This is a genomic window from Bradyrhizobium sp. U87765 SZCCT0048 (assembly GCF_018131225.1).
Classification (GTDB): Bacteria; Pseudomonadota; Alphaproteobacteria; order Rhizobiales; family Xanthobacteraceae; genus Bradyrhizobium_A.
Window position 1 is genome coordinate 2,292,277 of the sequence record NZ_JAFCMM010000001.1, and the last position, 24,281, is coordinate 2,316,557.

Consider the following 24,281-nt stretch of genomic DNA (forward strand, 5'->3'; position numbering starts at 1 on the left):
CACGCCGCCGCCACGCTCTCCGCCCCTCAACACTCCGACGGTGTGACTGCTGACATGATCCGTTCTCTCCTCATCCTCACGCTTTCGGTCATCGTACTGGGAGCACGGCCGGCCGCGGCACAGAACGGCGCCAGCTGCCATGGCGGCATGAGCTTTGGCCGCTTTGTCGAACAGCTCAAGCAGGACGCCGCCCAAGCCGGCGTATCGCAGCGTGCCATCGCGGCAGCCGCGCCAAGCCTCGTCTACGACCAGGGCATCGTCAATCGCGACCGCGGCCAGCGCGTGTTCGGCCAGATCTTCACCGAATTCGCCGGCCGTATGGCAGCGACCTACCGCATGCAGCAGGGGCAGGCGATGATCCGTAGCCATGCGCAGGCGTTCGCCCGCGCGGAGAAGGAATATGGCGTGCCGCCGGCGGTGATCGCGGCGTTCTGGGGCCTGGAGAGTGATTTCGGCGTCAACATGGGCAACCTGCCGACGCTGCGCTCGCTGGTGTCGCTGGCTTACGACTGCCGCCGGGCGCAGATGTTCCACGACGAAACCATCTCGGCGCTCAAGATCATCGACCGCGGCGACCTCACACCTTCGGAGATGATCGGGTCATGGGCCGGCGAGCTCGGGCAGACCCAGTTCCTGCCGTCGCACTATGTCAACTACGCGGTGGACTACGATGGCGACGGCCGGCGCGACCTGTTGCACAGTGCGGCCGACGTCATCGGCTCGACGGCCAACTACATCGCCACCGGACTGAAGTGGCGGCGCGGCGAACCCTGGCTGCAGGAGGTGCGGGTTTCCGCCAACGTGCCTTGGGATCAAGCCGACCTCACCGTCAAGCATCCGCGGTCGCAGTGGGCGCAATGGGGCGTGACCTATGCCGACGGCCGTCCGCTGCCGAACGACGCGCTGCCGGCGTCGCTGCTGCTGCCGATGGGGCGGTCGGGACCTGCGTTTCTCGCCTACGCCAACTTCGCCGCCTACACCGAGTGGAACAACTCGCTGATCTATTCGACCACCGCCGCCTACCTCGCCACCCGCATCGCCGGCGCGGCGCCGATGCGCAAGCCGGCTGCGCCGGTCGCCCAGTTGCCGTTCGCCGAGATCCGCGAGATGCAGCAGATCCTCACGCGGCAGGGCTTCAATGTCGGCAAGGTCGACGGCGTGCTGGGCCAACAGAGCCGCAGCGCAGTGAAGGCGACGCAGATCAAGTTCGGCCTGCCGGCGGACTCCTGTCCAACGGCGGAGCTGCTGGCGCGGCTGCGTGGCGGCAGCGCGATGCGGTGACGAATACGGCTCGGTGCCGCGCTTTGTTTTCAGCGTCATCACCGGGCCGGCGTGCGCAGCGCCGGGACCCGATGATCCAGCTCGGAATCTTTGTTGTTCTGCGAGCCAACTGGATTGCCGGATCAAGCGCGGCAGTGCCCCATTGGGGACGGCGAGTCCCGAACCACATGAAAGGGCGCCGATCCCGCGATCATGACCGCGATCACCGCTACCGCGGCGCGAGCCCATGGGCGATGAAATCGTACGTCGCCTCGGCCGCTTCCTCGAACGAGGCCTTGGTCTCCCACAGCGCATAGCGGCGGCCGGCAAGGTCGCACACACCCATCAGAGCCCAGGCCCGCACCTCGGCGTCGCCCGGCGAGATCTGGCCACGTGCCGCGGCCCCTTCCATCGCCGTCCGGTAGGCTGCGGCGAAGTCGTTGTAGTAGCGGCGGTAGGCAGCTTCGTCGACGAACTGCGATTCCGCCACCACACGATAGAGGTTCGGGTTCTTGCGGACGAAATCGAAGAAGGCATGGACGCCGCGCCGCTCGACCTCGAGGCGGTCGTCGATGCCGGACGTGGCGAGGGTCAGCGAGCGGCGCAGGCGACGCCCCATGCGCAGCACCAGTTCACGCAGCACGTCCTCCTTGGTGCGGAAGTACACATAGAAGGTGCCCTGCGCGACCTCGGCTTCCTGAGTGATCGACACCACCGATGTGTCGGCGAAACCGCGCTCGCCGATCTGGCGCTCGGCGGCAGCCAAGATGCGCTGGCGCGTGCGCTCACCGCGGCTGGTCTTCGGCACCGGATTGGGTGCCGGATCGGACTCCGGGGACGCATCGCTCGTCGTCACCATCGGGTTTTATGACTCGTCCACAATGCGCGGGACGCTGTTGCCCCGTCGATGTTGATTTTTTCCATCTCGCGATTCCGTTCGCTTGACGGCGTTCCCTTGACTCGATACGCATAGCCGAAACATGAAACATGAATCAAGTGTCAAGTTAAGGACAATCAAGAGTGACTGGAGGGAGAGCATGACCATCCTGAGGACGATATTTCTGACCGGCACCCTGATCGGCGCTGCGGCCGGCGCCGCCCACGCCGATGACCTCAAGGTCGCGCTGATCTACGGCAAGACCGGCCCGCTCGAGGCCTACGCCAAGCAGACCGAGATCGGCCTGCGCATGGGCTTCGAATACGCCACCAAGAACACCATGACGGTGGACGGCCGGAAGATCGTCATCATCACCAAGGACGACCAGGGCAAGCCGGACCTCTCCAAGGCCGCTCTCGCCGAGGCCTACCAGGACGACAAGGCCGATATCGCCATCGGCACCACCTCCTCGGCCGCGGCGCTCGCCGACCTCCCCGTGGCGGAAGAGAACAAGAAGATCCTGATCGTCGAGCCGGCGGTCGCCGACCAGATCACCGGCGAGAAGTGGAACAAGTATATCTTCCGCACCGCGCGCAACTCCTCGCAGGACGCCATCGCCAACGCGGTGGCGATCGGCAAGCCCGGCGTCACCATCGCGACGCTGGCGCAGGACTACGCGTTCGGCCGTGATGGCGTCGCCGCTTTCAAGGACGCGCTGGCCAAGACCGGCGCGACGCTCGCGACCGAAGAGTACGTCCCGACCAACACCACTGACTTCACCGCCGCCGCCCAGCGCCTGTTCGACGCGCTGAAGGACAAGCCAGGTCGCAAGATCATCTGGGTGATCTGGGCCGGCGCCGGCGATCCCTTGACCAAGCTGCAGGACATGGACCCGAAGCGCTACGGCATCGAGCTGTCGACCGGCGGCAACATCCTGCCCGCGCTCGCTGCCTACAAGCGCCTGCCGGACATGGAAGGCGCGACCTATTACTACTATGCGATCCCCAAGAACCGGATCAACGACTGGTTCGTCGCCGAGCACCAGAAGCGCTTCAACGCGCCGCCGGACTTCTTCACCGCGGGCGGCTTTGCCGCGGCGATGGCTGTGGTCACCGCCGTCGAGAAAGCCAAGTCCACCGACACCGAGAAGCTGATCACGGCGATGGAAGGCCTGGAGTTCGACACGCCCAAGGGCAAGATGGTGTTCCGCAAGGAAGACCATCAGGCGCTGCAGAGCATGTATCACTTCAAGGTCAAGGTCGATCCGAATCTCGCCTGGGCGGTCAACGAGCCGGTGCGTGAACTCAAGATCGAGGACATGACCATCCCGATCAAGAACAAGCGGTAAGCACACATCGCCCCGTCATGGCCGGGCAGCGCGATCCGTCTTCGACGGATCGCCAGGACCAAAGGTCTCCCGGCCATGCGTCCCGCTTCAGGGATTCGCCGAAGAAAGCTGGATTGCGGGTCAATCCCGCGCATGACGCTGAATTTGCAGAAGCTCCGCCTTCTCCCCTCATCCTGAGGAGCCCGCGCAGCGGGCGTCTCGAAGGATGAGGCCGGGAGCTTCAGTGGCCTCATGGTTCGAGACGGCGCGTCGCGCCTCCTCACCATGAGGAGCCAGGACAACACACGATTACACGGCAACAAATCGGCCATGACCCTCACCCTCGAAACGCGCGACCTCACCATCCGCTTCGGCGGCCATGTCGCGGTCGATCATGTCAGCTGCACCTTCCGCCCGGGCGAACTGACCGCCATCGTCGGGCCGAACGGCGCCGGCAAGACCACCTACTTCAACCTGATCTCCGGGCAATTGCCGGCGAGCGAGGGGCAGGTGCTGCTCGGCGGCACCGACATCACCAAATATTCCGCGCCGCTGCGCACCCGCGCCGGCCTCGGCCGCGCCTTCCAGCTCACCAATCTCTTTCCGAATTTGACCGTCGAGGAAAATGTCCGCCTCGCCGTGCAGGCCGCGAGCGGCGTGCATTACGACATGCTGCGACCCTGGATGAAACGCGCGGACCTGATCGCCCGCGCCGACGCCATTCTCGACGGCGTCGCGCTCGGCACCCGCCGCGGCGTCGCCGCCACCGCCCTCTCCCACGGCGACCAGCGCAAGCTCGAGGTCGCGCTGATGATGGCGCTGGAACCGAAGGTCTTCATGTTCGACGAGCCGACTGCCGGCATGAGCGTCGACGAGGTCCCCGTGGTCCTCGACCTGATCGCCAGGCTCAAGCAGGACCCGAGCAAGATCATTCTTCTGGTCGAACACAAGATGGACGTGGTGCGCTCGCTCGCCGACCGCATCATCGTCTTGCACAACGGACGCCTCGTCGCCGACGGCCCGCCGGCCGAGGTGATCGCCTCGCCGATCGTGCAGGAGGCCTATTTGGGCATCGCGCCCGGAAAGAGCGCGGCATGACCGATCTTCTCACCCTCGCCGGCATCCACACCCACATCGGCCGCTATCACATCCTGCAGGGCGTCGACCTCGCCGTCGCCAGCGGCCGCGTCACCATGCTGCTCGGCCGCAACGGCGCCGGCAAGACCACGACGCTGCGCACCATCATGGGGCTATGGCCAGCTTCCAGCGGCAGCATCACCCTCGACAGCACACGCATCGAGACCCGGTCGACGCCTGAGATCGCCAGCAGCGGCGTCGGCTATGTGCCCGAAACCATGGCGGTGTTCTCCGACCTCACGGTCAAGGAGAACCTGATCCTTGCCGCCCGCAACGGCCCGATGGACGAGGCCCAGCTCACCTGGATCTTCCAGTTCTTCCCGGCGCTCAAGAAATTCTGGCTGTCGCGCGCCGGCACGCTGTCCGGCGGGCAGAAGCAGATGCTGTCGATCGCCCGCGCCATCATCGAGCCGCGCAAGCTGCTGCTGATCGACGAGCCGACCAAGGGCCTTGCGCCCGCCATCGTCGTGGCGCTGATCGACTGCCTCGCCGAGATCAAGCGCCGCGGCGCCACCATCCTGCTGGTGGAACAGAATTTCCGCGTCGCACAGCAGCTCGGCGACGACGTCGCCGTCATGGACAACGGCCGCATCGTCCACCGCGGCGACATGGCCGCGCTCGCTGCCGACACCGCGCTGCAGGAACGTTTCCTCGGCCTCAGCCTGGAGGCACATCAATAATGACCGACACAACTGCCGACGACGCCCTGCCGAAGCCGCCGCGCGATTTCATCCCGGTGCTGCTGCCGATCGCCCTTGCCGCCGCCATGCTGCCGCTGATCGGCTCGACCTCGTCCTGGGTCACGCTCACCGTCGCCAGCCTCGCCATGGGCATGATGATTTTCATCATGGCTTCCGGCCTGACGCTGGTGTTCGGCCTGATGGACGTCCTCAACTTCGGCCATGGCGCATTCATCGCGGTCGGAGCCTATGTTGCGGTGCTGGTCCTCGGGCCGCTGGCGCCCTGGCTGCAGGCGGATTCAGTGTGGAGCAACCTCGCTGCGCTGCTGCCGGCCGCCGTACTGGCGATGGGAGTGTCTGGCGCGCTCGGCCTGGCATTCGAGCGCGTGCTGATCCTGCCGGTGTATGGCAACCACCTCAAGCAGATCCTGATCACCATGGGCGGCCTCATCGTCGCCGAACAGGCGCTCTATGCGATCGCCGGCCCGGCGCAGATCCCGCTGCCGCTGCCGACTGCGCTGCGCGGCTCGTTCATCGTCGGCGACATCGCCATTGCCAAGTACCGCGTGCTGGCGATGGTGGTGGGGCTGATCGTGTTTGTCGGCATGCAGCTCGTGCTCAACCGCAGCAAGATCGGCCTGCTGATCCGCGCCGGCGTCGAGAACCGCGAGATGGTGGAGGCGCTGGGCTATCGCATCAAGCGCTTGTTCCTCGGCGTGTTCATGGTCGGCTCGGCGCTTGCCGGCCTCGGCGGCGTGATGTGGGGGCTCTACCGCGAGCAGATCCACGCTTCGATGGGCGCCGACCTGATGGTGCTGATCTTCATCGTGGTGATCATCGGCGGCCTCGGCTCGGTCGGCGGCTGCTTCATCGGCGCGATCCTGGTGGCAATGGTCGCCAACTATGGCGGCTTCCTGGTTCCCAAGCTCGCGCTCGTCTCCAATATCCTGCTCATGGTCGCCATCCTGATGTGGCGGCCGCGCGGCCTCTATCCGGTGACCACCCGATGATGATCCTGTCCGGCGATCCACCCCGCAGCCGCATTCTCAGCGTCCTGCTTCTCGCCATCGTCGTGTTGCTGGCGCTGGCGCCCTTCATCTTCCCGGGTGCCAAAGCGCTCAACGTCGCCACCAAGATCTGCGTGTTCGCCGCACTGGTCGCGTCCTACGACCTGCTGCTCGGCTACACCGGCTCGGTGTCGTTTGCCCACACCATGTTCTATGGCATCGGCAGCTACGCCATCGCCATCGCGCTCTATGCGATGGGCCCGAACTGGGCCGCAGTCGGCGCCGGCCTTGCGATCGGCTTGCCGCTCGCCGCGCTGCTCGCGCTTGGCATCGGCCTGTTCTCGCTGCGGGTGCAGGCGATCTTCTTCGCCATGATCACGCTCGCGGTCGCCTCCGCCTTCCTGGTGCTGGCGTCCCAGCTGTCCTGGCTGACCGGCGGCGAGGACGGCCGCAGCTTCCAGCTGCCCGAGCAGCTGCGCCCCGGCACGGTGTTCATCAAGGACCTGTTCGGCATCACGGTGAACGGCCGCACGCTGACCTACTACATCGTGTTCGTCGGCGCAGCCGCCATGATCCTCAGCCTGCTGCGCATCGTGAATTCACCATTCGGCCGCGTGCTCCAGGCGATCCGCGAAAACCGCTTCCGCGCCGAGGCGCTGGGGTATCGCACCGTCTTCCACCTGACCTGGGCCAACTGCATCGCCGCCCTCGTCGCCGCCGGCGCCGGCGCACTCAACGCGCTGTGGCTGCGCTACGCCGGACCCGACACCTCGCTGTCGTTCGCCATCATGCTGGACATCCTGCTGATGGTGGTGATCGGCGGCATGGGCACGATCTACGGCGCGCTGATCGGCGCCGTGATCTTCATCCTGGCGCAGAACTACCTGCAGGCGCTGATGGGCGCGGCGTCGTCCGCCGCCTCCGACGCCGGCCTGCCGCTGCTGCCAGGCCTCCTGCATCCCGACCGCTGGCTGCTGTGGCTGGGACTGCTGTTCATCGCCAGCGTCTACTTCTTCCCGACGGGTATTGTCGGCCGGCTTCGAGGAGCATCGTCCAAATGACCACGCCCCGTTCGCACTACATCACGCTCTGCGGCCGCGAAGTGCACTATGTGGAATGGGGCACGCCGGGCAAACCGCCGCTGATCCTGTGGCATGGCGTCGCGCGCACCGGGCGTGACTTCGACGACCTCGCCATCGCACTCGCCGACGACAGACACATCATCGTGCCCGACACCATCGGCCGGGGCTTGAGCCAGTGGACGCCGGACGAGACCGAATATGCGACGCCGTTCTACGCCCGTCAGGCGACCGAACTCGTCGACAAGCTCGGCTTCGACACCGTCGACTGGATCGGCACCTCGATGGGGGCAATCATCGGCATTCGGGCGGCTTCCGGCGCGCTGCAGGGGCGCATTCGCCGCTTCGTGCTCAACGACATGGGGCCGATCGTCGCGCAGGCTGCGCTCGACCGCATCCGCTCCTATGCCGGTGCACCGCCGCGCTTCGAGCGGGTCAGCGAGCTCGAGACCTACCTGCGCCAGATCTACAAGCCTTATGGCTTCATCAGCGACGAGGGATGGCGCCGCATGACGGAGACCTCGGTGCGCCGCCTGCCCGATGGCGCCGTCACCACCCACTTCGATCCCCGGATCAAGCGGCACTTCGACACCAACGAGGAGCAGTGGGACAACTGGGACCGCCTGACCTGCGACATGCTGTGCCTGCGCGGTGAGACCTCCGACCTGCTGCTGCCTGAAGACGCCCGGAAGATGTCTGAACGCAACCCGCGCTGCCGCGTCGTCACCATCGCCGGCTGCGGTCATGCGCCGGCGCTCAACGTACCCGAGCAGATCGACCTCGTGGTCGATTTCATCAATACCGGCATCTGACCCGAGAACGAGAAAAACCTTTCCCGCGATCCGACCACGGGCGGAAATTGACCTCTGCGCCCCCTCATTCGCAGTACGTTCCACCCAAATCGGGGTGGACGGCCGCCCCATCCCGCCCCGGACATTGCTGCCGCGCATTTCAGCGCTTGTGTTTTGCTCTCGCAATGCACAACTTTGCGGGCATCGCCAACCAGGAACCCGCCCGCGATGAGCACCTCGAAACTGTTTGAACCTTACAAGCTCGGCCGCATCACCCTGTCGAACCGCACGGTGATGGCGCCGCTGACGCGCAACCGGGCGGTCGACGGCTTCGTGCCCAATCCGCTCGCCGTCGCTTACTACGGCCAGCGCGCGTCCGCAGGACTGCTGATCACCGAAGCGAGCCAGATCTCGCAGCAGGGCCAGGGCTATCAGGACACCCCAGGGATCTATTCTCCCGAGCAGATCGCCGGCTGGCGCAAGGTCACCGATGAGGTCCACGCCCGGGGCGGCCACATCTTCCTTCAGCTCTGGCATGTTGGCCGCGTCTCCCACGTGTCGCTGCAGCCCGAGGGCGGTGCACCGGTCGCGCCGTCGGCACTGCGTGCCAAGACCAAGACTTTCGTCGGCGGCGCCTTTGCTGACGTTTCCGAACCGCGCGCGCTCGCGCCCGAAGAAATTCCGGGTATCGTCGACAGCTTCCGCAAGGGTGCTGCCAATGCCATCGCCGCCGGCTTCGACGGCGTCGAGATCCATGGCGCCAATGGCTACCTGCTCGACCAGTTCGCCAAGGACGGCACCAACAAGCGCACCGACGCCTATGGCGGATCGATCCAGAATCGCGCGCGGCTTATGCTGGAAGTGTCCCATGCCGTGGCCACTGAGATCGGCGCCGACCGCACCGGCATCCGCATCTCGCCGGTGACCCCCGCCAACGACGTCTCCGACAGCAATCCACAGCCGCTGTTCGACCACATCGTCGATCGTCTCAGTGCGCTCAACCTCGTCTACATCCACGTGGTCGAGGGCGCGACCGGTGGCCCGCGTGACAACGCGCCATTCGACTACCAGTCGCTGCGCAAGCGCTTCAAGGGCACCTACATCGCGAACAACGGCTACACGCTGGAGCTCGCCCAGAAGGTGCTCGCCGCCGACGAAGCCGATCTCATCGCCTTCGGCAAGCCGTTCATCTCCAATCCGGACCTCGTCGCCCGCCTCAAGAAGGGCGCACCACTCAACGAGCCGGACAAGGCGACGTTCTACGGCGGCGGCGCCAAGGGTTACACCGACTATCCGACGCTCGAAGCCGCAGAGTAAGCCGGCTCGCCGAGACACTCCAAACGTCGCACCAAACGTCTCAGGAACAAGGCCGGGCCCAGCGGGCCCGGCCAACTTGCTTGTGGCATCGCCTTGAGGCTCTGCACTGCTTCGCAACGATGAAGCAAAAAAAAGGCCGGGATCACTCCCGGCCTTTCAGTGTGGTCCTCGTCCGATGGAGGAACGAGTTCGGATCGCGTCCGCTTACTTGGCTTCGGCGCGCTTCGGCGGCGAGGCCGGCCACGACTTGATCAGCGTGTCGTAATCGACGGTTTCGCCCTTCGGCTTCTCGTTCGCGAGCTTGCGCTGCGGAGCGATGTTGCCGTCCTTCTCCGACTTGGCGAACCAGTACTCAGCCGTCTGCTTCGGATTGAGCTTCGGACCGCAGGCGCCCTGCACGCCCGACTTCTCGAGGCGCTCCATGACCGAGTCCTGGGCCGCGGCCAGCGAGTCCATCGCCTGCTGCGGGGTCTTCGCACCCGACGCCGCATCACCGATGTTCTGCCACCACAGCTGGGCGAGCTTCGGATAGTCCGGCACGTTGTTGCCGGTCGGGGTCCACTGCACGCGCGCCGGCGAGCGGTAGAATTCGATCAGGCCACCGAGCTTCGGCGCACGTTCGGTGAAGCTCTTGTCCCAGATGTCGGATTCACGGATGAAGGTGAGACCGACATGGCTCTTCTTGAGGCTGACCGTCTTGGAGACGATGAACTGCTGATAGAGCCAGGCCGCCTTGCGACGGTCGACCGGGGTCGACTTCAGAAGCGTGAGCGAACCCACGTCCTGATAGCCAAGCTTCATGCCATCCTTCCAGTACGAGCCGTGCGGCGACGGCGCCATGCGCCACTTCGGCGTGCCGTCGGCGTTCATGACCGGCAGGCCGGGCTTGACCATGTCGGCGGTGAACGCGGTGTACCAGAAGATCTGCTGGGCGATGTTGCCCTGCGACGGCACCGGACCCGACTCGGAGAAGGTCATGCCCTGCGCCTGCGGCGGAGCGTACTTCTTCATCCAGTCGAGATACTTGACGATCGAGTAGACCGCAGCCGGGCCGTTGACGTCGCCGCCACGCTCGACCGATGAGCCGACCGGACGGCAGCCTTCCATGCGGATGCCCCATTCGTCGACCGGCAGGCCGTTCGGCAGGCCCTTGTCGCCGTTGCCGGCCATCGACAGCCAGGCGTCGGTGAAGCGCCAGCCGAGCGAGGGGTCCTTCTTGCCATAGTCCATATGGCCATAGACCTTGACGCCGTTGATCTCCTTGATGTCGTTGGTGAAGAACTCGGCGATATCCTCATAGGCCGACCAGTTCACGGGAACGCCGAGTTCATAGCCGTACTTGGCCTTGAACTTGGCCTTGTAGTCCGGGTTGGTGAACCAGTCGTAGCGGAACCAGTAGAGGTTCGCGAACTGCTGGTCGGGCAGCTGATAGAGGTGACCGTTGGGCGCCGTGGTGAACGACTTGCCGATGAAATCGTCGACATCGAGATTCGGGTTGGTGACGTCCTTGGCTTCCTTGGCCATCCAGTCCGTCAGGTCGACCGCCTGGCCATAGCGGAAGTGGGTGCCGATGAAGTCGGAGTCGTTGATCCAGCCGTCATAGACGTTCTTGCCCGACTGCATCTGGGTCTGAATCTTCTCGACGACGTCACCTTCCTGGATGATGTCGTGCTTGACCTTGATGCCGGTGATCTCTTCGAACGCCTTGGCCAGCACCTTGGACTCGTACTCGTGCGTGGTCAGGGTCTCGGACACGACGTTGATTTCCATGCCCTTGAACGGCGTGGCCGCCTTGGCGAACCACTGCAGTTCCTTGAGCTGGTCGGCCTTGGACAGGGTCGACGGCTGGAATTCGCCATCGATCCACTTCTGAGCCGCAGCATCGTCCGCGTGCGCGGGCGACAGCAGCGCGGCGGATGCGACAAGCAGCGCCGCCGCGCTGGTCATCGTCATCAGACGAGTCTTCGTCAAACTTCGCATTTTGGTTTCCTCCTTCAAGCGACTGACGTTTTATCCCGGCTTTCAGTCCCGGACTTGTGGAGCAGCCCCCAACCAAGCAGGCGGCCCCCTTCTCCTCTCAGGCATCATCCGGATTGGTTCCCTCCCCGGCGCTGATGCACCGCCTCGGGTCCGGATCATGCGCAACGTTTCACCACTCAGACCGTGCGAAAAATGGCGACGGCGGAGAGCAGCGAAATGACGGTGGCGAGCCACAGGCTCGACACCTCTATTCCTTCGTCGATCGGCAGCGTCAGCAACGGATTGGTGCCGACGAGCCCGATCCACAGCAAATGGATGACTGCCGCGACGATCAGCGAAATGAACAGGCGATCGCCGCGGGTCGTGGGAATGCGCAGCACTCCGATCCGCTCGGCTTCGGGATAGGCGGCGCCAAGCCAGGTCATCACGCCGAGCGTCGCAGCCAGCAGCATGAAGAAGATGGCGGTCGGCCACGTCCAGGCCATCCATGCGAAATTCTCCATCGCCGCCTCCTCACACCCGTCCCAGCGCGAAGCCGCGCGCGATGTAGTTGCGGACGAACCAGATGACGAGCGCACCGGGGATGATGGTCAGCACGCCCGCCGCCGCCAACAGTCCCCAGTCCATGCCGGCAGCCGACACGGTACGGGTCATGGTGGCGGCGATCGGCTTGGCATTGACCGATGTCAGCGTACGCGCCAGCAGCAATTCGACCCATGAGAACATGAAGCAGAAGAACGCGGCGACGCCGATGCCGCTGGCGATCAGCGGCACCAGGATCTTGAGAAAGAAGCGCGGGAACGAATAGCCATCGAGGAACGCAGTCTCGTCGATCTCGCGCGGCACGCTGGAGACGAAACCCTCGAGGATCCAAACCGCCAGCGGCACGTTGAACAGGCAGTGCGCCAGTGCGACGGCCCACGGCGTATCGAACAGGTTGATCGCCGAGTACAGGTTGAAGAACGGCAGTGCGAACACCGCCGGCGGCGCCATGCGGTTCGACAGCAGCCAGAAGAACAGGTGCTTGTCGCCGAGGAAGCGGTAGCGCGAAAACGCGTAGGCTGCCGGCAGCGCAAACGAGATCGAGATGACGGTATTGATCACCACGTACTTCAGCGAGTTGATGTAGCCGGAGTACCAGCTCTCGTCGGTGAAGATCCGCATGTAGTTCTCGATCGTCGGCTGGTGCGGCCACAGCGTCATGGTCGAGACAATCTCGCCATTGGTCTTGAAGCTCATGTTGACCAGCCAGTAGATCGGCAGCAACAGGAACACCAGGAAGGCGACCATGATGAAGCGGCGCCCGGGAATGGTCTGCATCACGCCTCTCCCGTCTTCGCCTGGTGTTCGACACCGGCGTTGGTCATCACGGTGTAGAACACCCAGCACACGATCAAAACGATGAGGTTGTAGACCAGCGACAGGGCCGCGGCCTTGCCGAGGTCGAACTGCCCCAGTGCGATCTTGACGAGCTCGATGGACACGAAGGTCGTCGAATTGCCCGGACCGCCGCCAGTCACCACGAACGGCTCGGTATAAATCATGAAGCTGTCCATGAAGCGCAACAGCACCGCGATCAGCAGCACGCGGCGCATCTTCGGCAGCTGGATCGCGGTGAACACCGCCCAGCGCGACGCACCGTCGATCTGCGCCGCCTGGTAATAGGCATCGGGGATCGACTTGAGGCCGGCATAGCACAGCAGCGCCACCAGGCTGGTCCAGTGCCAGACGTCCATGACAATGACGGTCGCCCAGGCGTCGAGTTCGTTAGAGACATAATTGTAGTCGATACCGGCCTTGTTCAGCGCATAGCCCATCAGGCCAATGTCGGGGCGTCCGAACACCTGCCAGATCGTGCCGACCACGTTCCACGGGATCAGCAGCGGCAGCGCCAGGATGACGAGGCATGCGGCGACACGCCAGCCGTCTCGCGGCATCGACAGCGCGACGATGATACCCAGCGGGATCTCGATCGCCAGGATGATCGCCGAGAAGATGAGGTTACGCCACAGTGAGGCCAGAAAACGGCCGCCGAGATCGGTGGAAGGATCGAGCAACTCCTTGAACCAGCCGATGCCGTTCCAGAAGAACTGGTTGTTGCCGAAGGTATCCTGTAGCGAATAGTTGACCACCGTCATCAGCGGCAGCACGGCGGAGAACGCCACGATGAGGAAGACGGGCAGCACCAGCAGCCAGGCTTTCTGGTTGACGGTCTTCTCCATCACGCCACTCCCTCGACCAGCTGGCTATCGGCATAGACGTGAACCCGCGTCGGATCGAACACGAGGCCGACGGTGTCACCCTGGATCACAAGGCTGTTCGGCACCCGCGCCGCCAGCTTCTGATCCCCGACCCGCACCCGGGCGAACCGCGCGCGGCCGAGATCGTCGATCCGCTCGATCTGTGCACTCAGAAGATCAGATGACGGCTGGGCAGCGGTGACGAATTCCGGCCGCACGCCAATCTCGATCCGGCCGCCAGCCGGCAGCGACGGATAACCGCGCGCCAGCATGATAGGATGGCCACTGATCCGCGCGGTGCGGCCATCGACCTCCGCCGGCAGGATGTTCATGCCTGGCGAGCCGATGAAATAGCCGACGAAAGTGTGGGCCGGCTTGTCAAACAGCTCCTGAGGCGTGCCGCTCTGCACCACGCGGCCGTCATGCATCACCACCACCGTGTCGGCGAAGGTCAGTGCTTCGGTCTGGTCGTGGGTGACATAGATCATGGTGAGATCGAGCGCATTGTGCAGCGCCTTGAGCTTTGAGCGCAGCTCCCACTTCAGATGAGGATCGATCACGGTCAGCGGCTCGTCGAACAGCACCGCAGCGACGTCGGAGCGCACGAGGCCGCGTCCCAGCGAGATCTTCTGCTTGGCATCCGCGGTCAGCCGCTGAGCCTTGCGGCTGAGATCCGGGGTAAGGTCGAGGAGCCGCGCGATCTCGGCGACCCGGGCATCGATCTGAGCGCGCGGCACGCCGCGATTCTTCAGTGGGAAGGCAAGGTTCTCGCCGACGGTCATGGTGTCGTAGATCACCGGAAACTGGAACACCTGCGCGATGTTGCGTTTCTGGGTCGGCAGCGCCGTCATGTCGGCACCGTCGAACAGCACCTTGCCGCGCGATGGCGCAACGATGCCGGAGATGATGTTGAGCAGCGTGGTCTTGCCGCAGCCTGATGGCCCGAGCAGAGCATAGGCGCCGCCCTGCCGCCAGGTCATCGACAGCGGCTTCAGCGCATAGGAATCCTCTGCGGCGGCATCGCCGCCGTAGGATTTCGCCAGATCGACCAGATCGATGCGAGCCATGATCAGAACCTCACATCGTGGCCGGCGCGGCCACCAGCCGCCCGGAGCTATCGAACACAAACACGTCGTCGGGATCGATCGCCGCCTTGAGATGATCGCCCGGCTGGAATTCGTGCACACCGGACAGCACCGCAACCCAGTCGATTCCGGGCTGACGCAGATGCACGAAGCTCTCCGAACCGGTGATCTCCGTGAGAATGACCTCGGTCGCGAAAACATGTCCGCTGGCGGCATCGTTCGCCACAGCGAGCTGGTGAGCCCGGAAGCCGACCTGATAGGCGCCGTCCTGCAACGACGCATAGAGTCCGCTCGCCGGCGCCTCGACCCGCCCGTCATAGATGACGCGGCTGCCGCTCTTCTCGATGCCGATCGTGTTGAGCGGCGGATCGGAGAAGACCTGCGCCACGCGCAGCGTATCGGGACGGCGATAGACCGTCGGCGTCGCGCCCATCTGCAACGCCTCGCCCTCCCACATGCAGACGGTATTGCCGCCGAGCAGCAGCGCTTCCGACGGCTCCGTAGTGGCGTAGACGAAGATCGCACCGGACGCCTCGAAAATCCGCGGCAGCTCAGTACGCAGCTCCTCGCGCAGCTTGTAGTCAAGATTGGCGAGCGGCTCGTCGAGCAGCACGAGATCGGCGCCCTTGACCAGCGCACGCGCGATCGCCGTGCGCTGCTGCTGGCCACCCGACAGCTGCAGCGGCGTGCGCGACAGATAGGGATCGAGCTTCAGAAGTCGCGACGCCTCGCGCACCCGCGTCTCGATCTCGTCGCGCGGCCGGCCCTGCACCCGCAGCGGCGAGGCAATGTTCTCGTACACCGTCAACGACGGATAGTTGATGAACTGCTGGTAGACCATCGCAACCGAGCGTTTGCGCACATCGAAGCCGGTGACGTCCTTGCCGTCGACCAAAACCCGCCCGCGGCTCGGTTTGTCGAGGCCAGCGAGCAGACGCATCAGCGAGGTCTTGCCGGCGAGTGTCGGACCAAGCAGCACGCTCAGCGTGCCACGTTCCAGAGTCAGCGAGACATCGCGAATGTAGGGAACACCGTTCACCTCACGGGAGACATGGTCGAGAGTGACGCTCACGGCCGCACTCCCGCTTCACGCAGCGACGGCTCGGCAGCACGCTGCGCCGTCATCCAGCGGTCGAGCTCCGCCACTTCCTCCGCCGACAGGCGCAGGCCGAGCTTGGAGCGCCGCCACACCACATCCTCGGCGGTGCGCGCCCATTCCACGGTCATCAAATAGCGTACCTCGCTTTCGGTGAGCGTCGCGCCGAACGAGCGGCCGAGATCGGCGGCCGACTTCGCCCGGTCCAGCACCAGCCTGGCACGGCTGCCATAGGCATGGGCGAGACGCTCGGCATGGATGCGGCTGAGAAACGTGAACTCGCGCAGCAATTCGTTGGTGAGTGCGGGAATCGCAGAGACATCGAGATCGCCGCCGGGCAGCGGCGCATGGCCGGTCCAGCCCTCCTTCTGCGCGGTGCCGCGCAAATAGGCCGCGACATGCTCCAGCGCTTCCTCGGCAAGGCGGCGGTAGGTGGTGATCTTGCCGCCAAAGATCGACAGCATCGGCACGCCGCCCGGCGTGTCCAGTTCGAAAACGTAGTCCCGCGTCGCCGCCTTGGCGTCGCTGGCGCCGTCGTCATACAGCGGCCGCACGCCGGAATAGGTCCACACCACGTCCTCCGGCGTCACCGGCTTGGCGAAATACTCGCTGACAGCTTCGCACAGATAGCGAACCTCCTCATCGGTGATCTTCACCTTGGCCGGATCCCCATCATAGTCGCGATCCGTGGTGCCGATCAGCGTGAAGTCGTTCTGGTAGGGAATGGCGAAGACGATGCGGCCGTCCTCGTTCTGGAAGATATAGGCGCGGTCGTGGGCATAGAGGCGGCGCACGACGATGTGCGAGCCCTGCACGAGCCGCACCTTGGCCTTGGCGTTGACGCCGGCGCGCTGCGACAGCACCTCGTCGACCCACGGACCTGCGGCATTGATCAGCACCCGCGCGCGGATGGTGTCCTGCGTCCCCGTGCCGAGGTCCTGCACAGTGACTTCCCAGCCATCGGCCGTCCGCCGCGCCGCGGTCGCGCGGGTGCGGGTGCGGATCACCGCACCGCGCTCGGCCGCGTCGAGCGCATTGAGCAGCACGAGGCGGGCGTCGTCGACGAAACAGTCGGAATATTCGAACCCGCGCCGGAAGCGGCCGGGGGCCAGCGGCATGCCGACCTCGTCGCGCTGCAGGTCAACCGAGCGCGCCGGCGGCAGGAGCTTGCGGCCGCCGAGATGATCGTAGAGGAACAGACCCAGCCGCAGCAGCCATGCCGGCCGCAAGCCGCGGTGATGGGGCAAAACGAAACGCAGCGGTCGAATGATATGCGGCGCGATCTGCCAGAGCACTTCGCGCTCCATCAGCGCTTCGCGCACCAGGCGGAATTCGTAATACTCGAGGTAGCGCAGGCCACCGTGGATCAGCTTGGTCGACCAGGACGACGTCCCACTAGCCAAGTCATTCATTTCACAGAGGAAAACAGAATTTCCGCGCCCCGCCGCATCCCGTGCGATGCCGCAGCCGTTGATCCCACCGCCAATGATAGCGAGGTCGAAGACCTGATCCACGAGACGCTTCCCCCGGCGCTCGCCCCTCCACGGGGCGATTTCGCTTTCGGGTTCGGATTAAACCATTCCCAAAAACGAAAGCAAGTGAAAGATTATCGAAAGCGACTGCGAATAGTCAGTTGGCTGTGGGCTCCCGTTCCGGCGCTCCAAGGGCACCGTCGGCATCCTCTCCCCCCTTGGGGCCGGTTTCGATCACCTCGATGCCGCGCTCCTGGCACAGCGCACGGAAGCGCGGCGGGATGCCGGTGTCGGTGACGAAAGTCTGGATCTGGCTGATATGGGCAATGCGGACCGGAGCGCTGCGCTCGAATTTGGTGGAATCCGACACCAGCATAACGCTGCGGGCATTGGCGATGATCGCCTGCGCCGCCTGCACCTCCCGGTAGTCGAAGTCGAGCAACGCTCCCTCCTCGTCGATCGCCGAGGCGCCGATGATGGCGTAATCGACCTTGAACTGGCCGATCAGGTCGATCGCCGCCGAACCGATCACCGCCCCGTCCGCACGGCGCACATTGCCGCCGGCGACAATCACCTCGATCCGCGGATGGCGATAGAGCAGCATCGCGACATTGAGGTTGTTGGTGATCACGAGCAGGTCCTCATGGGACACCAGCGCGCTCGCCACCTCCTCGGTCGTGGTTCCAATATTGATGAACAGCGAGCAGCCGTTCGGGATCTGCGCCGCGGCGGCGACCCCGATGGCCTTCTTCTCGTCGGCCGCGACGAATCTTCGCGCCTCGTAGGCGAGATTCTCCACCCCGGAGGCGATGATGGCGCCGCCGTGGACTCGCGTCATTGAGCGGCGATCGCAGAGATCGTTGAGATCCTTGCGAATCGTCTGGGCCGAAACCTCGAACCGCCGCGCGAGGTCCTCGACCGTCACGCGGCCGACGGAGCGGGCAATATTGAGAATTTCAGATTGGCGATGGGTCAGTCCAGCCACAGCGATCACCACATGACGCAAAATGCGTCACATGGTGATCCATGTTCCCCAATGGGGTCAACTCGCGATTTCGATGCTGCCGCGTCCCCGGGCGACGCCGAAACAGGGCATCAGGCGGTTGTCATGCCCGCACCGACACCTCACCCCGATCCTGCTTGAACCGCGTGGCGGCGCGTTCCGCCTCCCGCGCGCTGCGGAAGTAACGGCCTTCGAGGGAATTGAAGTCGTGGGTGGCTGCAAAGAACCGGTAACCGGCCTTGTCGCGAACGACGATACCAGCTGTTTCGGAACTCACTTCGATGATGTAGCTGTCAGACATGACACTCCCGCCGCCGGCATGACACCAGCGCTCCTGGTCGCACTAACACTGAAGAGACGAAAAAGTTCAGTGCGGGCGGCGACAACAGCCAGTCGCAGCCGAGAGATGCCGCGGCGAGAACCGCGGCACGAGACATGTCGAATCCAGGCGACGCCACCGGCTGTTTTCACGCTTCCGAATCCGGATCATGTTCCGCGCCGCCCCTCTAGTCGCGTTGCGCGACAACGCGATGACGTCCTCATCAAGGTTTCGCGTAAGTTCCAACCGGCAGACTGACCTCAGCGAGGCGCACGGCGTCCTCGTCGCGATCGATCGCCACATATTCGCCCTGCCAGTAGGCCAGCGCCGCAGTCTTGCCAGCAACTCGCGCCGCTTCGACACGGCCGATCACGATGGCATGGGAGTGGCGGTTGATGACCTCCTCGATGCGGCAGTCGAGCGCGGCCAAGCCGTCGGCCAGCACCGGCACGCCGGTCGCGAGCGTCGACCACTGTGCGCCTTCGAAACGCGCAGCGCCGGACTCACCGCCCCGCCCGGTGAAGCGCTCGGCGATGTGCTGCTGGTCGGCATGCAGGATGTTGACGGCGAAGGCGCCGTATTTCTCGAACAACGGCCACGACGACGACGACCGGTTGATGCTGACCAGAAGGCTCGGCGGTTCGGCCGACAACGACGTCACCGAGGTCACGGTCATGCCGGAGATGTCCTGGTCGCGTCCCACGGTGATGACGCTGACGCCGCCGGCGAGCTGGCGCATGGCATTGCGAAAGCTCACGGGCGAGACATCGAGATCGGTCTGAACGATACGAACGAGCGAGTTCATTGCGGCACCTGTCATTCCTTGTCGTCGGCTGCATCCCGCAGCAAGTCGCGCAGGATGGCTTCCTCGAGTGCGGCGACCGCCGCGGCCCCGCGGCTGCGCGGCCGCTTCAGGTCGATCTGGATATCGTTGGCAATCCGGCCTTCCTCGAGCACCAGGACGCGATCGGCGACGGTCACCGCCTCCGCCACGTCATGGGTGACGAGGATGCCAGTGAAGCCCTGGTCGGACCATACGCGCTCCAGCAGACGCTGCATGGTGATACGGGTCAGCGCATCCAGCGCGCCGAGCGGCTCGTCGAACGCCAGCACACGCGGCCTGCTGACCAGTGCCCGCGCCAGCGCGACGCGCTGCTTCTGGCCGCCCGACAGCACGGTCGGCCACTGGTCGCGCTTGGCGTCGAGCTCCACTTCATGCAACGCCCATTCGGCGTGCTGGCGCGCATCCGGCGACCGGCGAGCGGCCCCGAGACCGACCTCGACATTGGCAAGCACCCGCGCCCAGGGCAGCAGCCGAGGCTCCTGGAACATCATCCGCACCTGCGCCCTGGCGTCATCGTGATCGCCGAACGCGATCGTGCCGCTGTCCGGCGCATCAAGACCGGCGATCAGCCGCAGCAGTGTGCTCTTGCCGCAACCGCTGCGGCCGACGATGGCGACGAACTGGCCGGCCGGGATGTGCAGGTCGATGCCACGCAGCACCTCGTTGTCGCCGAAGGACTTGCGCACGCCACGCAGCGTGATCGGCAGTCCGCGGGACGACACCGGCGTGGCGGTACGCGCGACCTCGGCGTCGCGCAAAAGCTCTGCGCCGTCGATCGTGCGCACGGAAGCCGGAGCAAAGCGAAGCGGTTGCTGCATCATCATTCTCACTGTTTCTGGAACGCCGGATGCCACGACAGCGTCAACCGCTCGAGCAGCCGCGAAGCGCTGTCGGCAAGCTTGCCGAGCAGCGCGTAGATCAGGATGCTCAGCACCACGACGTCAATCAGCATGAACTCGCGGGCCTGCATCGCCATGTAGCCGAGCCCCGATGACGCCGCGATGGTCTCGGCGACGATCAACGTCAGCCACATGATGCCGAGCGCAAAGCGCAGGCCGACGAAAATCGACGGCAGCGCGCCCGGGAAGATCACCCGGCGGAACAGTTCGCCGTCGGTCATGCCGTAGCTGCGCCCCATCTCGATCAACTGCGGATCGACGGTTTTGATGCCGTGCAGGGTATTGAGGTAGATCGGGAAGAACACCCCGAGGGCGACGAGAAAGATCTTGGCCGCCTCGTCGATGCCGAACCACAGGATCACCAGCGGGATCAGCGCCAGGTGCGGAACGTTACGCACCATTTGCAGGGTGGTGTCGGTCAGGCGGTTGCTGAGCCGCGACAGGCCATTGGCAAGCCCGAAGGCGAAACCGATCCCGCCACCGATCAGGAAGCCGACCGAGGCGCGCCAGAAGCTCACCCAGATGTTGCGCACGAGCTCGCCCGACAGCAGCAGCTTCCAGCCGGCCAGGGCCACATCCGTCGGCGCCGGCAGCACCCGCGTCGAGATCCATCCCGCGACGCTCGCGGCCTGCCAGACCACGATGATCAGCAGCGGCACCAGCCATTGCGTGAGGCCGTCGATGCGGGGAAGCGTGAGGCGCTGCCCGCGCGGCAGGGAATCGATCAAACTCATGACTGCGACGCCTGCTTGAGTGGACGATGCTCGTTGGCGATTGTTTCGCCAAAAGGCCCGGTATTGACGCGCAACGGCGTGACGTTGCCGGCGTTGTTCAGCGACAGCAACGGGAATACCAGTTCGGCGAAGCGGTACGCCTCCTCGAGGTGCGGATAGCCCGACATAATGAAGGTATCGATGCCGATATCCTGGTATTCCTTGATCCGCGCCGCGACCGTCTGCGGATCACCGACCAGAGCCGTACCCGCGCCGCCGCGCACAAGGCCGACCCCCGCCCACAGGTTCGGGCTGATCTCGAGCTTATCGCGCCGACCGCCATGAAGCTGCGCCATCCGCTGCTGGCCGACCGAATCCATCCGTGAAAAAATCTTCTGCGCCGAGGCGATGGTCTCGTCGCTGACATGGGCAATGAGCTCGTCAGCGGCCTTCCAGGCCTCCTCGCTCGTTTCACGCACGATGACGTGCAGGCGAATGCCGAACGACACCTTGCGGCCGCGCGCCTGCGCCACCGCATTGACGCGGTTGATCTTGTCGGCGACCTGCGCCGGCGGCTCGCCCCAGGTCAGATACTTGTCCACGGTGTCGACGGCGACATCGATACCGGCGTCCGAGGAACCGCCGAAATACAGCGGCGGGCCGCCGGCCTGGTGCGGCGGGAACAGCAGGCGTCCATCCTCGATCGAGATGTGCTTGCCCTTGAATTCGACGGTCTTCTCAGCCAGCAGGTCACGGTAGACCGAAAGGAACTCGCGGGTGACTTCGTAGCGCTCGTCGTGGTTGAGGAAAATGCCGTCGCCCTTGTTCTCGACGGGATCGCCGCCGGTGACCACGTTGATCAGCAGCCGTCCCTCGGAGATACGATCGAGCGTCGCGGTCATGCGCGCCGCGACGCTCGGCGACTGCAGGCCCGGCCGCACCGCCACCAGATAGCGCAGGCGCCGCGTCAGCGGCACCAGCGCCGAGGCGACGATCCAGGAATCTTCGCAGGAGCGCCCGGTCGGCAGCAGCACGCCATAGTAGCCGAGCTCATCGGCGGCCTGGGCGATCTGGCGCAGATACGACAGACTGACGTGGCGACCGCCGACGGTCGTGCCGAGGTACCGACCGTCACCATGGGTCGGCAGGAACCAGAGAACGTTGGCGGTTGGAGACGGAGCGATGGTCATGAGCCGGGCTTTCGTGCGATGTCGGAAACGGTGATGGGCTTGGGAATCAACCCAAGCTGATGAAAGCTGTCGGCGAGCTTCTGCTGCTCGACCAGCACCTGGCTGTCGATCGGCTTGATGCCATAGCCCTGGCGCTTCAGTGCGACCTCGAGCACCGGGACCGGGAGCCCGACCGACGGGCTGAGCTGCTCGGCAACCGCATGGATGTCCGACTTCGCCCAAGCGTCGACTTCACGCAGGCTGTCGAGTAGCGCGTCCAGCACCTTGGGATCGCTGTCGAGGAATTTCTGCGACGCCAGATAGAACTGGGTATTCGGCACTGTGTCGGTACCATCGGCGAGGACGCGGGCTTCGAGAGCCGCCTCCGCCGCCGCCTGATAGGGGTCCCAGATCGCCCAGGCATCGACCGAGCCGCGCTCGAACGCCGCACGTGCGTCGGCCGGCGCAAGAAATACCGGGGTGATGTCGGCATAGTTGACGCCGGCTTTTTCAAGAGCCTTCACCAACAGGAAGTGGACATTCGAGCCCTTGTTGAGAGCGACGCGCTTGCCCTTGAGTTCTGCGACGCCTTTCAGCGGGCTGGCCTTCGGCACGAGGATCGCCTCGCCCTTCGGCGCCGGCGGCTCATACGCGACATAGCGCAGCGGCACGCCCGCGGCCTGGGCGAAAACCGGCGGCGCCTCGCCGGTGTTGCCGAAATCGATGGCACCGACATTGATGGCTTCCAGCAGCGGCGGTCCGGACGGGAATTCCGTCCAGGCAACGCTATAGCCGAGGGCCTTGAGCTTCGGCTCGAGTGCGCCCTTGCTCTTGAGCAGCACCAGCTTGCCATATTTCTGGAAGCCGATCCGCACCACCTTGTCCTGCGCGGCGGCCGGGCCAGCGAATGCGGCGATACCGAGCACAATGGCTGCGGCGGCGGCAAGTCTCTGCAATGGCTTCATGGGAAATCCTTCGGAAAACGCTGGCGCGCCGGTCAGGTCTGGGCCGGCTTCCAGACGATGTCGCGTACAGCGATCGGCTTGGGGATGAGGCCGAGCTTGTGGAAGCGATCGGCCACCGCCTGCTGGGTGCGGACGATGTCGTCGGTGATGGCACCGATGGCATAGGACGAGCGCTCGGCTGCGACCGTCTGGATGTCCAGCGGCACTCCGGTGACGTCGCTGAGCGACTTTGCAACGTCGCCGCGATGGCCTTCGGCCCACTTCGCCGTATCTGCGAGAACGCCAATCACCTCGCGCAACGCCTGAGACTGAACGGCCGCGAAGTCCCGATTGGCGATGAAGAACGTGTTGCTTGCGCCAAGATCGTTGGAACGCACCAGGATGCGGCCGCCTTGCTTGACCTCGCCGATCGCCAGGTACGGATCCCAGATCGACCAGGCATCGATGCTGCCGTTTGCGAAGGCAGCGCCAGCGTCCGGCGGCGACAGGTAGACCGGCGTGATATCGCCGTAGGTCAGCCCGGCCGTCTCCAGCGCCTGAACGACGACGTTATGGGCGCTCGATCCCTTGGTAAAACCGATACGCTTGCCCTTGAGGTCGGCAAGGCTGTGGATCGTCGATCCTTTCGGCACCAGAATGCCCTGGCCGTTGGTCACCGACTGTCCGGCCGCATAGACGATGTTGGCGCCAGCAGCCTGAGCGAAGATCGGCGGCGCATCGCCAACCGCACCGAAATCGACGCTGCCGGCACTCATCGCCTCGAGCATCGGCGGGCCCGACGTGAATTCTACCCACTTGATCTGGATGCCCTGCGCGGCGAAATGCGCCTCCAGCGTCGCACGCTGGCGCGCGATCACCAGAACACCGTTCTTCTGATAGCCGATCCGGATCTCCTTCGGTGCCGGCGCAGCGAACAGGCTCGCCGGCGCAAGCGACGCCGCGAACGCGGCGGATGCGACCAGCAATTGCAGCAGACGGCGGCGTTTCATCACGGACTCCAGAGCCAGACCAGAGTGAGGAT

General features: G+C 64.9%; 24 protein-coding genes. 8 read left to right on the top strand and 16 right to left on the bottom strand.

Annotated features, from left to right (window positions below):
- Positions 1-54: 54 nt before the first annotated feature.
- Positions 55-1,281 carry a lytic murein transglycosylase gene (locus tag JQ639_RS10125; protein ID WP_211965980.1) on the top strand — a complete coding sequence of 409 codons (1,227 nt, stop codon included), beginning with the start codon at positions 55-57 and terminating at the stop codon, positions 1,279-1,281.
- Positions 1,282-1,489: 208 nt separating this feature from the next.
- Here JQ639_RS10125 and JQ639_RS10130 read toward each other — a convergent pair whose 3' ends face one another.
- Positions 1,490-2,119 (bottom strand): TetR/AcrR family transcriptional regulator, encoded by a 630-nt coding sequence (locus JQ639_RS10130; RefSeq protein WP_211965981.1) that lies wholly within the window; start codon positions 2,117-2,119, stop codon positions 1,490-1,492.
- Positions 2,120-2,297: 178 nt separating this feature from the next.
- Here JQ639_RS10130 and JQ639_RS10135 point away from each other — a divergent pair, with 178 nt between their 5' ends.
- The 7 genes from JQ639_RS10135 to JQ639_RS10165 all read left to right on the top strand — a co-directional run bounded on the left by JQ639_RS10135 (position 2,298) and on the right by JQ639_RS10165 (position 9,475).
- Positions 2,298-3,485, top strand: a complete 1,188-nt coding sequence (locus JQ639_RS10135) for a substrate-binding domain-containing protein (RefSeq protein ID WP_249123043.1) — start codon at positions 2,298-2,300, stop codon at positions 3,483-3,485.
- A gap of 309 nt (positions 3,486-3,794) precedes the next feature.
- Positions 3,795-4,562 carry an ABC transporter ATP-binding protein gene (locus JQ639_RS10140; protein WP_211966554.1) on the top strand — a complete coding sequence of 256 codons (768 nt, stop codon included), beginning with the start codon at positions 3,795-3,797 and terminating at the stop codon, positions 4,560-4,562.
- A complete protein-coding gene (locus JQ639_RS10145; RefSeq protein ID WP_211965982.1) occupies positions 4,559-5,281 on the top strand; it encodes an ABC transporter ATP-binding protein in 723 nt (240 codons plus the stop codon). Before JQ639_RS10140 ends, JQ639_RS10145 begins: the two co-directional genes overlap by 4 nt.
- Complete coding sequence (locus JQ639_RS10150; protein ID WP_211965983.1) at positions 5,281-6,291, top strand: branched-chain amino acid ABC transporter permease; 1,011 nt, start codon at positions 5,281-5,283, stop codon at positions 6,289-6,291. Before JQ639_RS10145 ends, JQ639_RS10150 begins: the two co-directional genes overlap by 1 nt.
- On the top strand, positions 6,288-7,349 hold the full coding sequence (locus tag JQ639_RS10155) for a branched-chain amino acid ABC transporter permease (RefSeq protein WP_211965984.1): 1,062 nt from the start codon (positions 6,288-6,290) through the stop codon (positions 7,347-7,349). Before JQ639_RS10150 ends, JQ639_RS10155 begins: the two co-directional genes overlap by 4 nt.
- Positions 7,346-8,179: an alpha/beta fold hydrolase gene (locus JQ639_RS10160; protein ID WP_211965985.1), complete on the top strand. Its 834-nt coding sequence runs from the start codon at positions 7,346-7,348 to the stop codon at positions 8,177-8,179. Before JQ639_RS10155 ends, JQ639_RS10160 begins: the two co-directional genes overlap by 4 nt.
- 207 nt (positions 8,180-8,386) lie before the next feature.
- Complete coding sequence (locus tag JQ639_RS10165; RefSeq protein WP_211965986.1) at positions 8,387-9,475, top strand: alkene reductase; 1,089 nt, start codon at positions 8,387-8,389, stop codon at positions 9,473-9,475.
- Positions 9,476-9,679: 204 nt separating this feature from the next.
- Here the strand turns inward: JQ639_RS10165 and JQ639_RS10170 are convergent, their stop codons facing one another.
- The 15 genes from JQ639_RS10170 to JQ639_RS10240 all read right to left on the bottom strand — a co-directional run bounded on the left by JQ639_RS10170 (position 9,680) and on the right by JQ639_RS10240 (position 24,249).
- Positions 9,680-11,422: an ABC transporter substrate-binding protein gene (locus JQ639_RS10170; RefSeq protein WP_211966555.1), complete on the bottom strand. Its 1,743-nt coding sequence runs from the start codon at positions 11,420-11,422 to the stop codon at positions 9,680-9,682.
- A gap of 209 nt (positions 11,423-11,631) precedes the next feature.
- Entirely contained in the window at positions 11,632-11,958 is a 327-nt protein-coding gene (locus tag JQ639_RS10175) for a DUF2160 domain-containing protein (RefSeq protein WP_211965987.1), read from the bottom strand.
- Positions 11,959-11,968: 10 nt separating this feature from the next.
- The gene (locus tag JQ639_RS10180) at positions 11,969-12,775 is read right to left on the bottom strand and encodes a carbohydrate ABC transporter permease (RefSeq protein WP_211965988.1); all 807 of its coding nucleotides are present in this window, start codon (positions 12,773-12,775) and stop codon (positions 11,969-11,971) included.
- Positions 12,775-13,677, bottom strand: a complete 903-nt coding sequence (locus JQ639_RS10185) for a carbohydrate ABC transporter permease (protein ID WP_211965989.1) — start codon at positions 13,675-13,677, stop codon at positions 12,775-12,777. The genes JQ639_RS10180 and JQ639_RS10185 overlap by 1 nt, the downstream gene beginning before the upstream one ends.
- Positions 13,677-14,762, bottom strand: a complete 1,086-nt coding sequence (locus JQ639_RS10190) for an ABC transporter ATP-binding protein (RefSeq protein WP_211965990.1) — start codon at positions 14,760-14,762, stop codon at positions 13,677-13,679. The genes JQ639_RS10185 and JQ639_RS10190 overlap by 1 nt, the downstream gene beginning before the upstream one ends.
- Before the next feature lie 10 nt (positions 14,763-14,772).
- The gene (locus tag JQ639_RS10195) at positions 14,773-15,852 is read right to left on the bottom strand and encodes an ABC transporter ATP-binding protein (RefSeq protein ID WP_211965991.1); all 1,080 of its coding nucleotides are present in this window, start codon (positions 15,850-15,852) and stop codon (positions 14,773-14,775) included.
- Complete coding sequence (gene glpD, locus JQ639_RS10200; protein WP_211965992.1) at positions 15,849-17,390, bottom strand: glycerol-3-phosphate dehydrogenase; 1,542 nt, start codon at positions 17,388-17,390, stop codon at positions 15,849-15,851. The genes JQ639_RS10195 and glpD overlap by 4 nt, the downstream gene beginning before the upstream one ends.
- A 115-nt stretch (positions 17,391-17,505) precedes the next feature.
- A complete protein-coding gene (locus JQ639_RS10205) occupies positions 17,506-18,333 on the bottom strand; it encodes a DeoR/GlpR family DNA-binding transcription regulator (protein ID WP_211965993.1) in 828 nt (275 codons plus the stop codon).
- A gap of 121 nt (positions 18,334-18,454) precedes the next feature.
- Positions 18,455-18,652 carry a hypothetical protein gene (locus JQ639_RS10210; RefSeq protein ID WP_211965994.1) on the bottom strand — a complete coding sequence of 66 codons (198 nt, stop codon included), beginning with the start codon at positions 18,650-18,652 and terminating at the stop codon, positions 18,455-18,457.
- A gap of 241 nt (positions 18,653-18,893) precedes the next feature.
- The gene (locus tag JQ639_RS10215; RefSeq protein WP_211965995.1) at positions 18,894-19,475 is read right to left on the bottom strand and encodes a flavin reductase family protein; all 582 of its coding nucleotides are present in this window, start codon (positions 19,473-19,475) and stop codon (positions 18,894-18,896) included.
- A gap of 11 nt (positions 19,476-19,486) precedes the next feature.
- Complete coding sequence (locus tag JQ639_RS10220) at positions 19,487-20,332, bottom strand: ATP-binding cassette domain-containing protein (RefSeq protein ID WP_211965996.1); 846 nt, start codon at positions 20,330-20,332, stop codon at positions 19,487-19,489.
- Positions 20,333-20,340: 8 nt separating this feature from the next.
- Positions 20,341-21,147: an aliphatic sulfonate ABC transporter permease SsuC gene (gene ssuC, locus JQ639_RS10225; RefSeq protein ID WP_211965997.1), complete on the bottom strand. Its 807-nt coding sequence runs from the start codon at positions 21,145-21,147 to the stop codon at positions 20,341-20,343.
- On the bottom strand, positions 21,144-22,316 hold the full coding sequence (gene ssuD, locus JQ639_RS10230) for an FMNH2-dependent alkanesulfonate monooxygenase (RefSeq protein ID WP_211965998.1): 1,173 nt from the start codon (positions 22,314-22,316) through the stop codon (positions 21,144-21,146). The genes ssuC and ssuD overlap by 4 nt, the downstream gene beginning before the upstream one ends.
- Positions 22,313-23,260, bottom strand: a complete 948-nt coding sequence (locus JQ639_RS10235) for a sulfonate ABC transporter substrate-binding protein (RefSeq protein ID WP_211965999.1) — start codon at positions 23,258-23,260, stop codon at positions 22,313-22,315. The genes ssuD and JQ639_RS10235 overlap by 4 nt, the downstream gene beginning before the upstream one ends.
- Before the next feature lie 32 nt (positions 23,261-23,292).
- Positions 23,293-24,249 carry a sulfonate ABC transporter substrate-binding protein gene (locus JQ639_RS10240; protein ID WP_211966000.1) on the bottom strand — a complete coding sequence of 319 codons (957 nt, stop codon included), beginning with the start codon at positions 24,247-24,249 and terminating at the stop codon, positions 23,293-23,295.
- Positions 24,250-24,281: the final 32 nt, after the last annotated feature.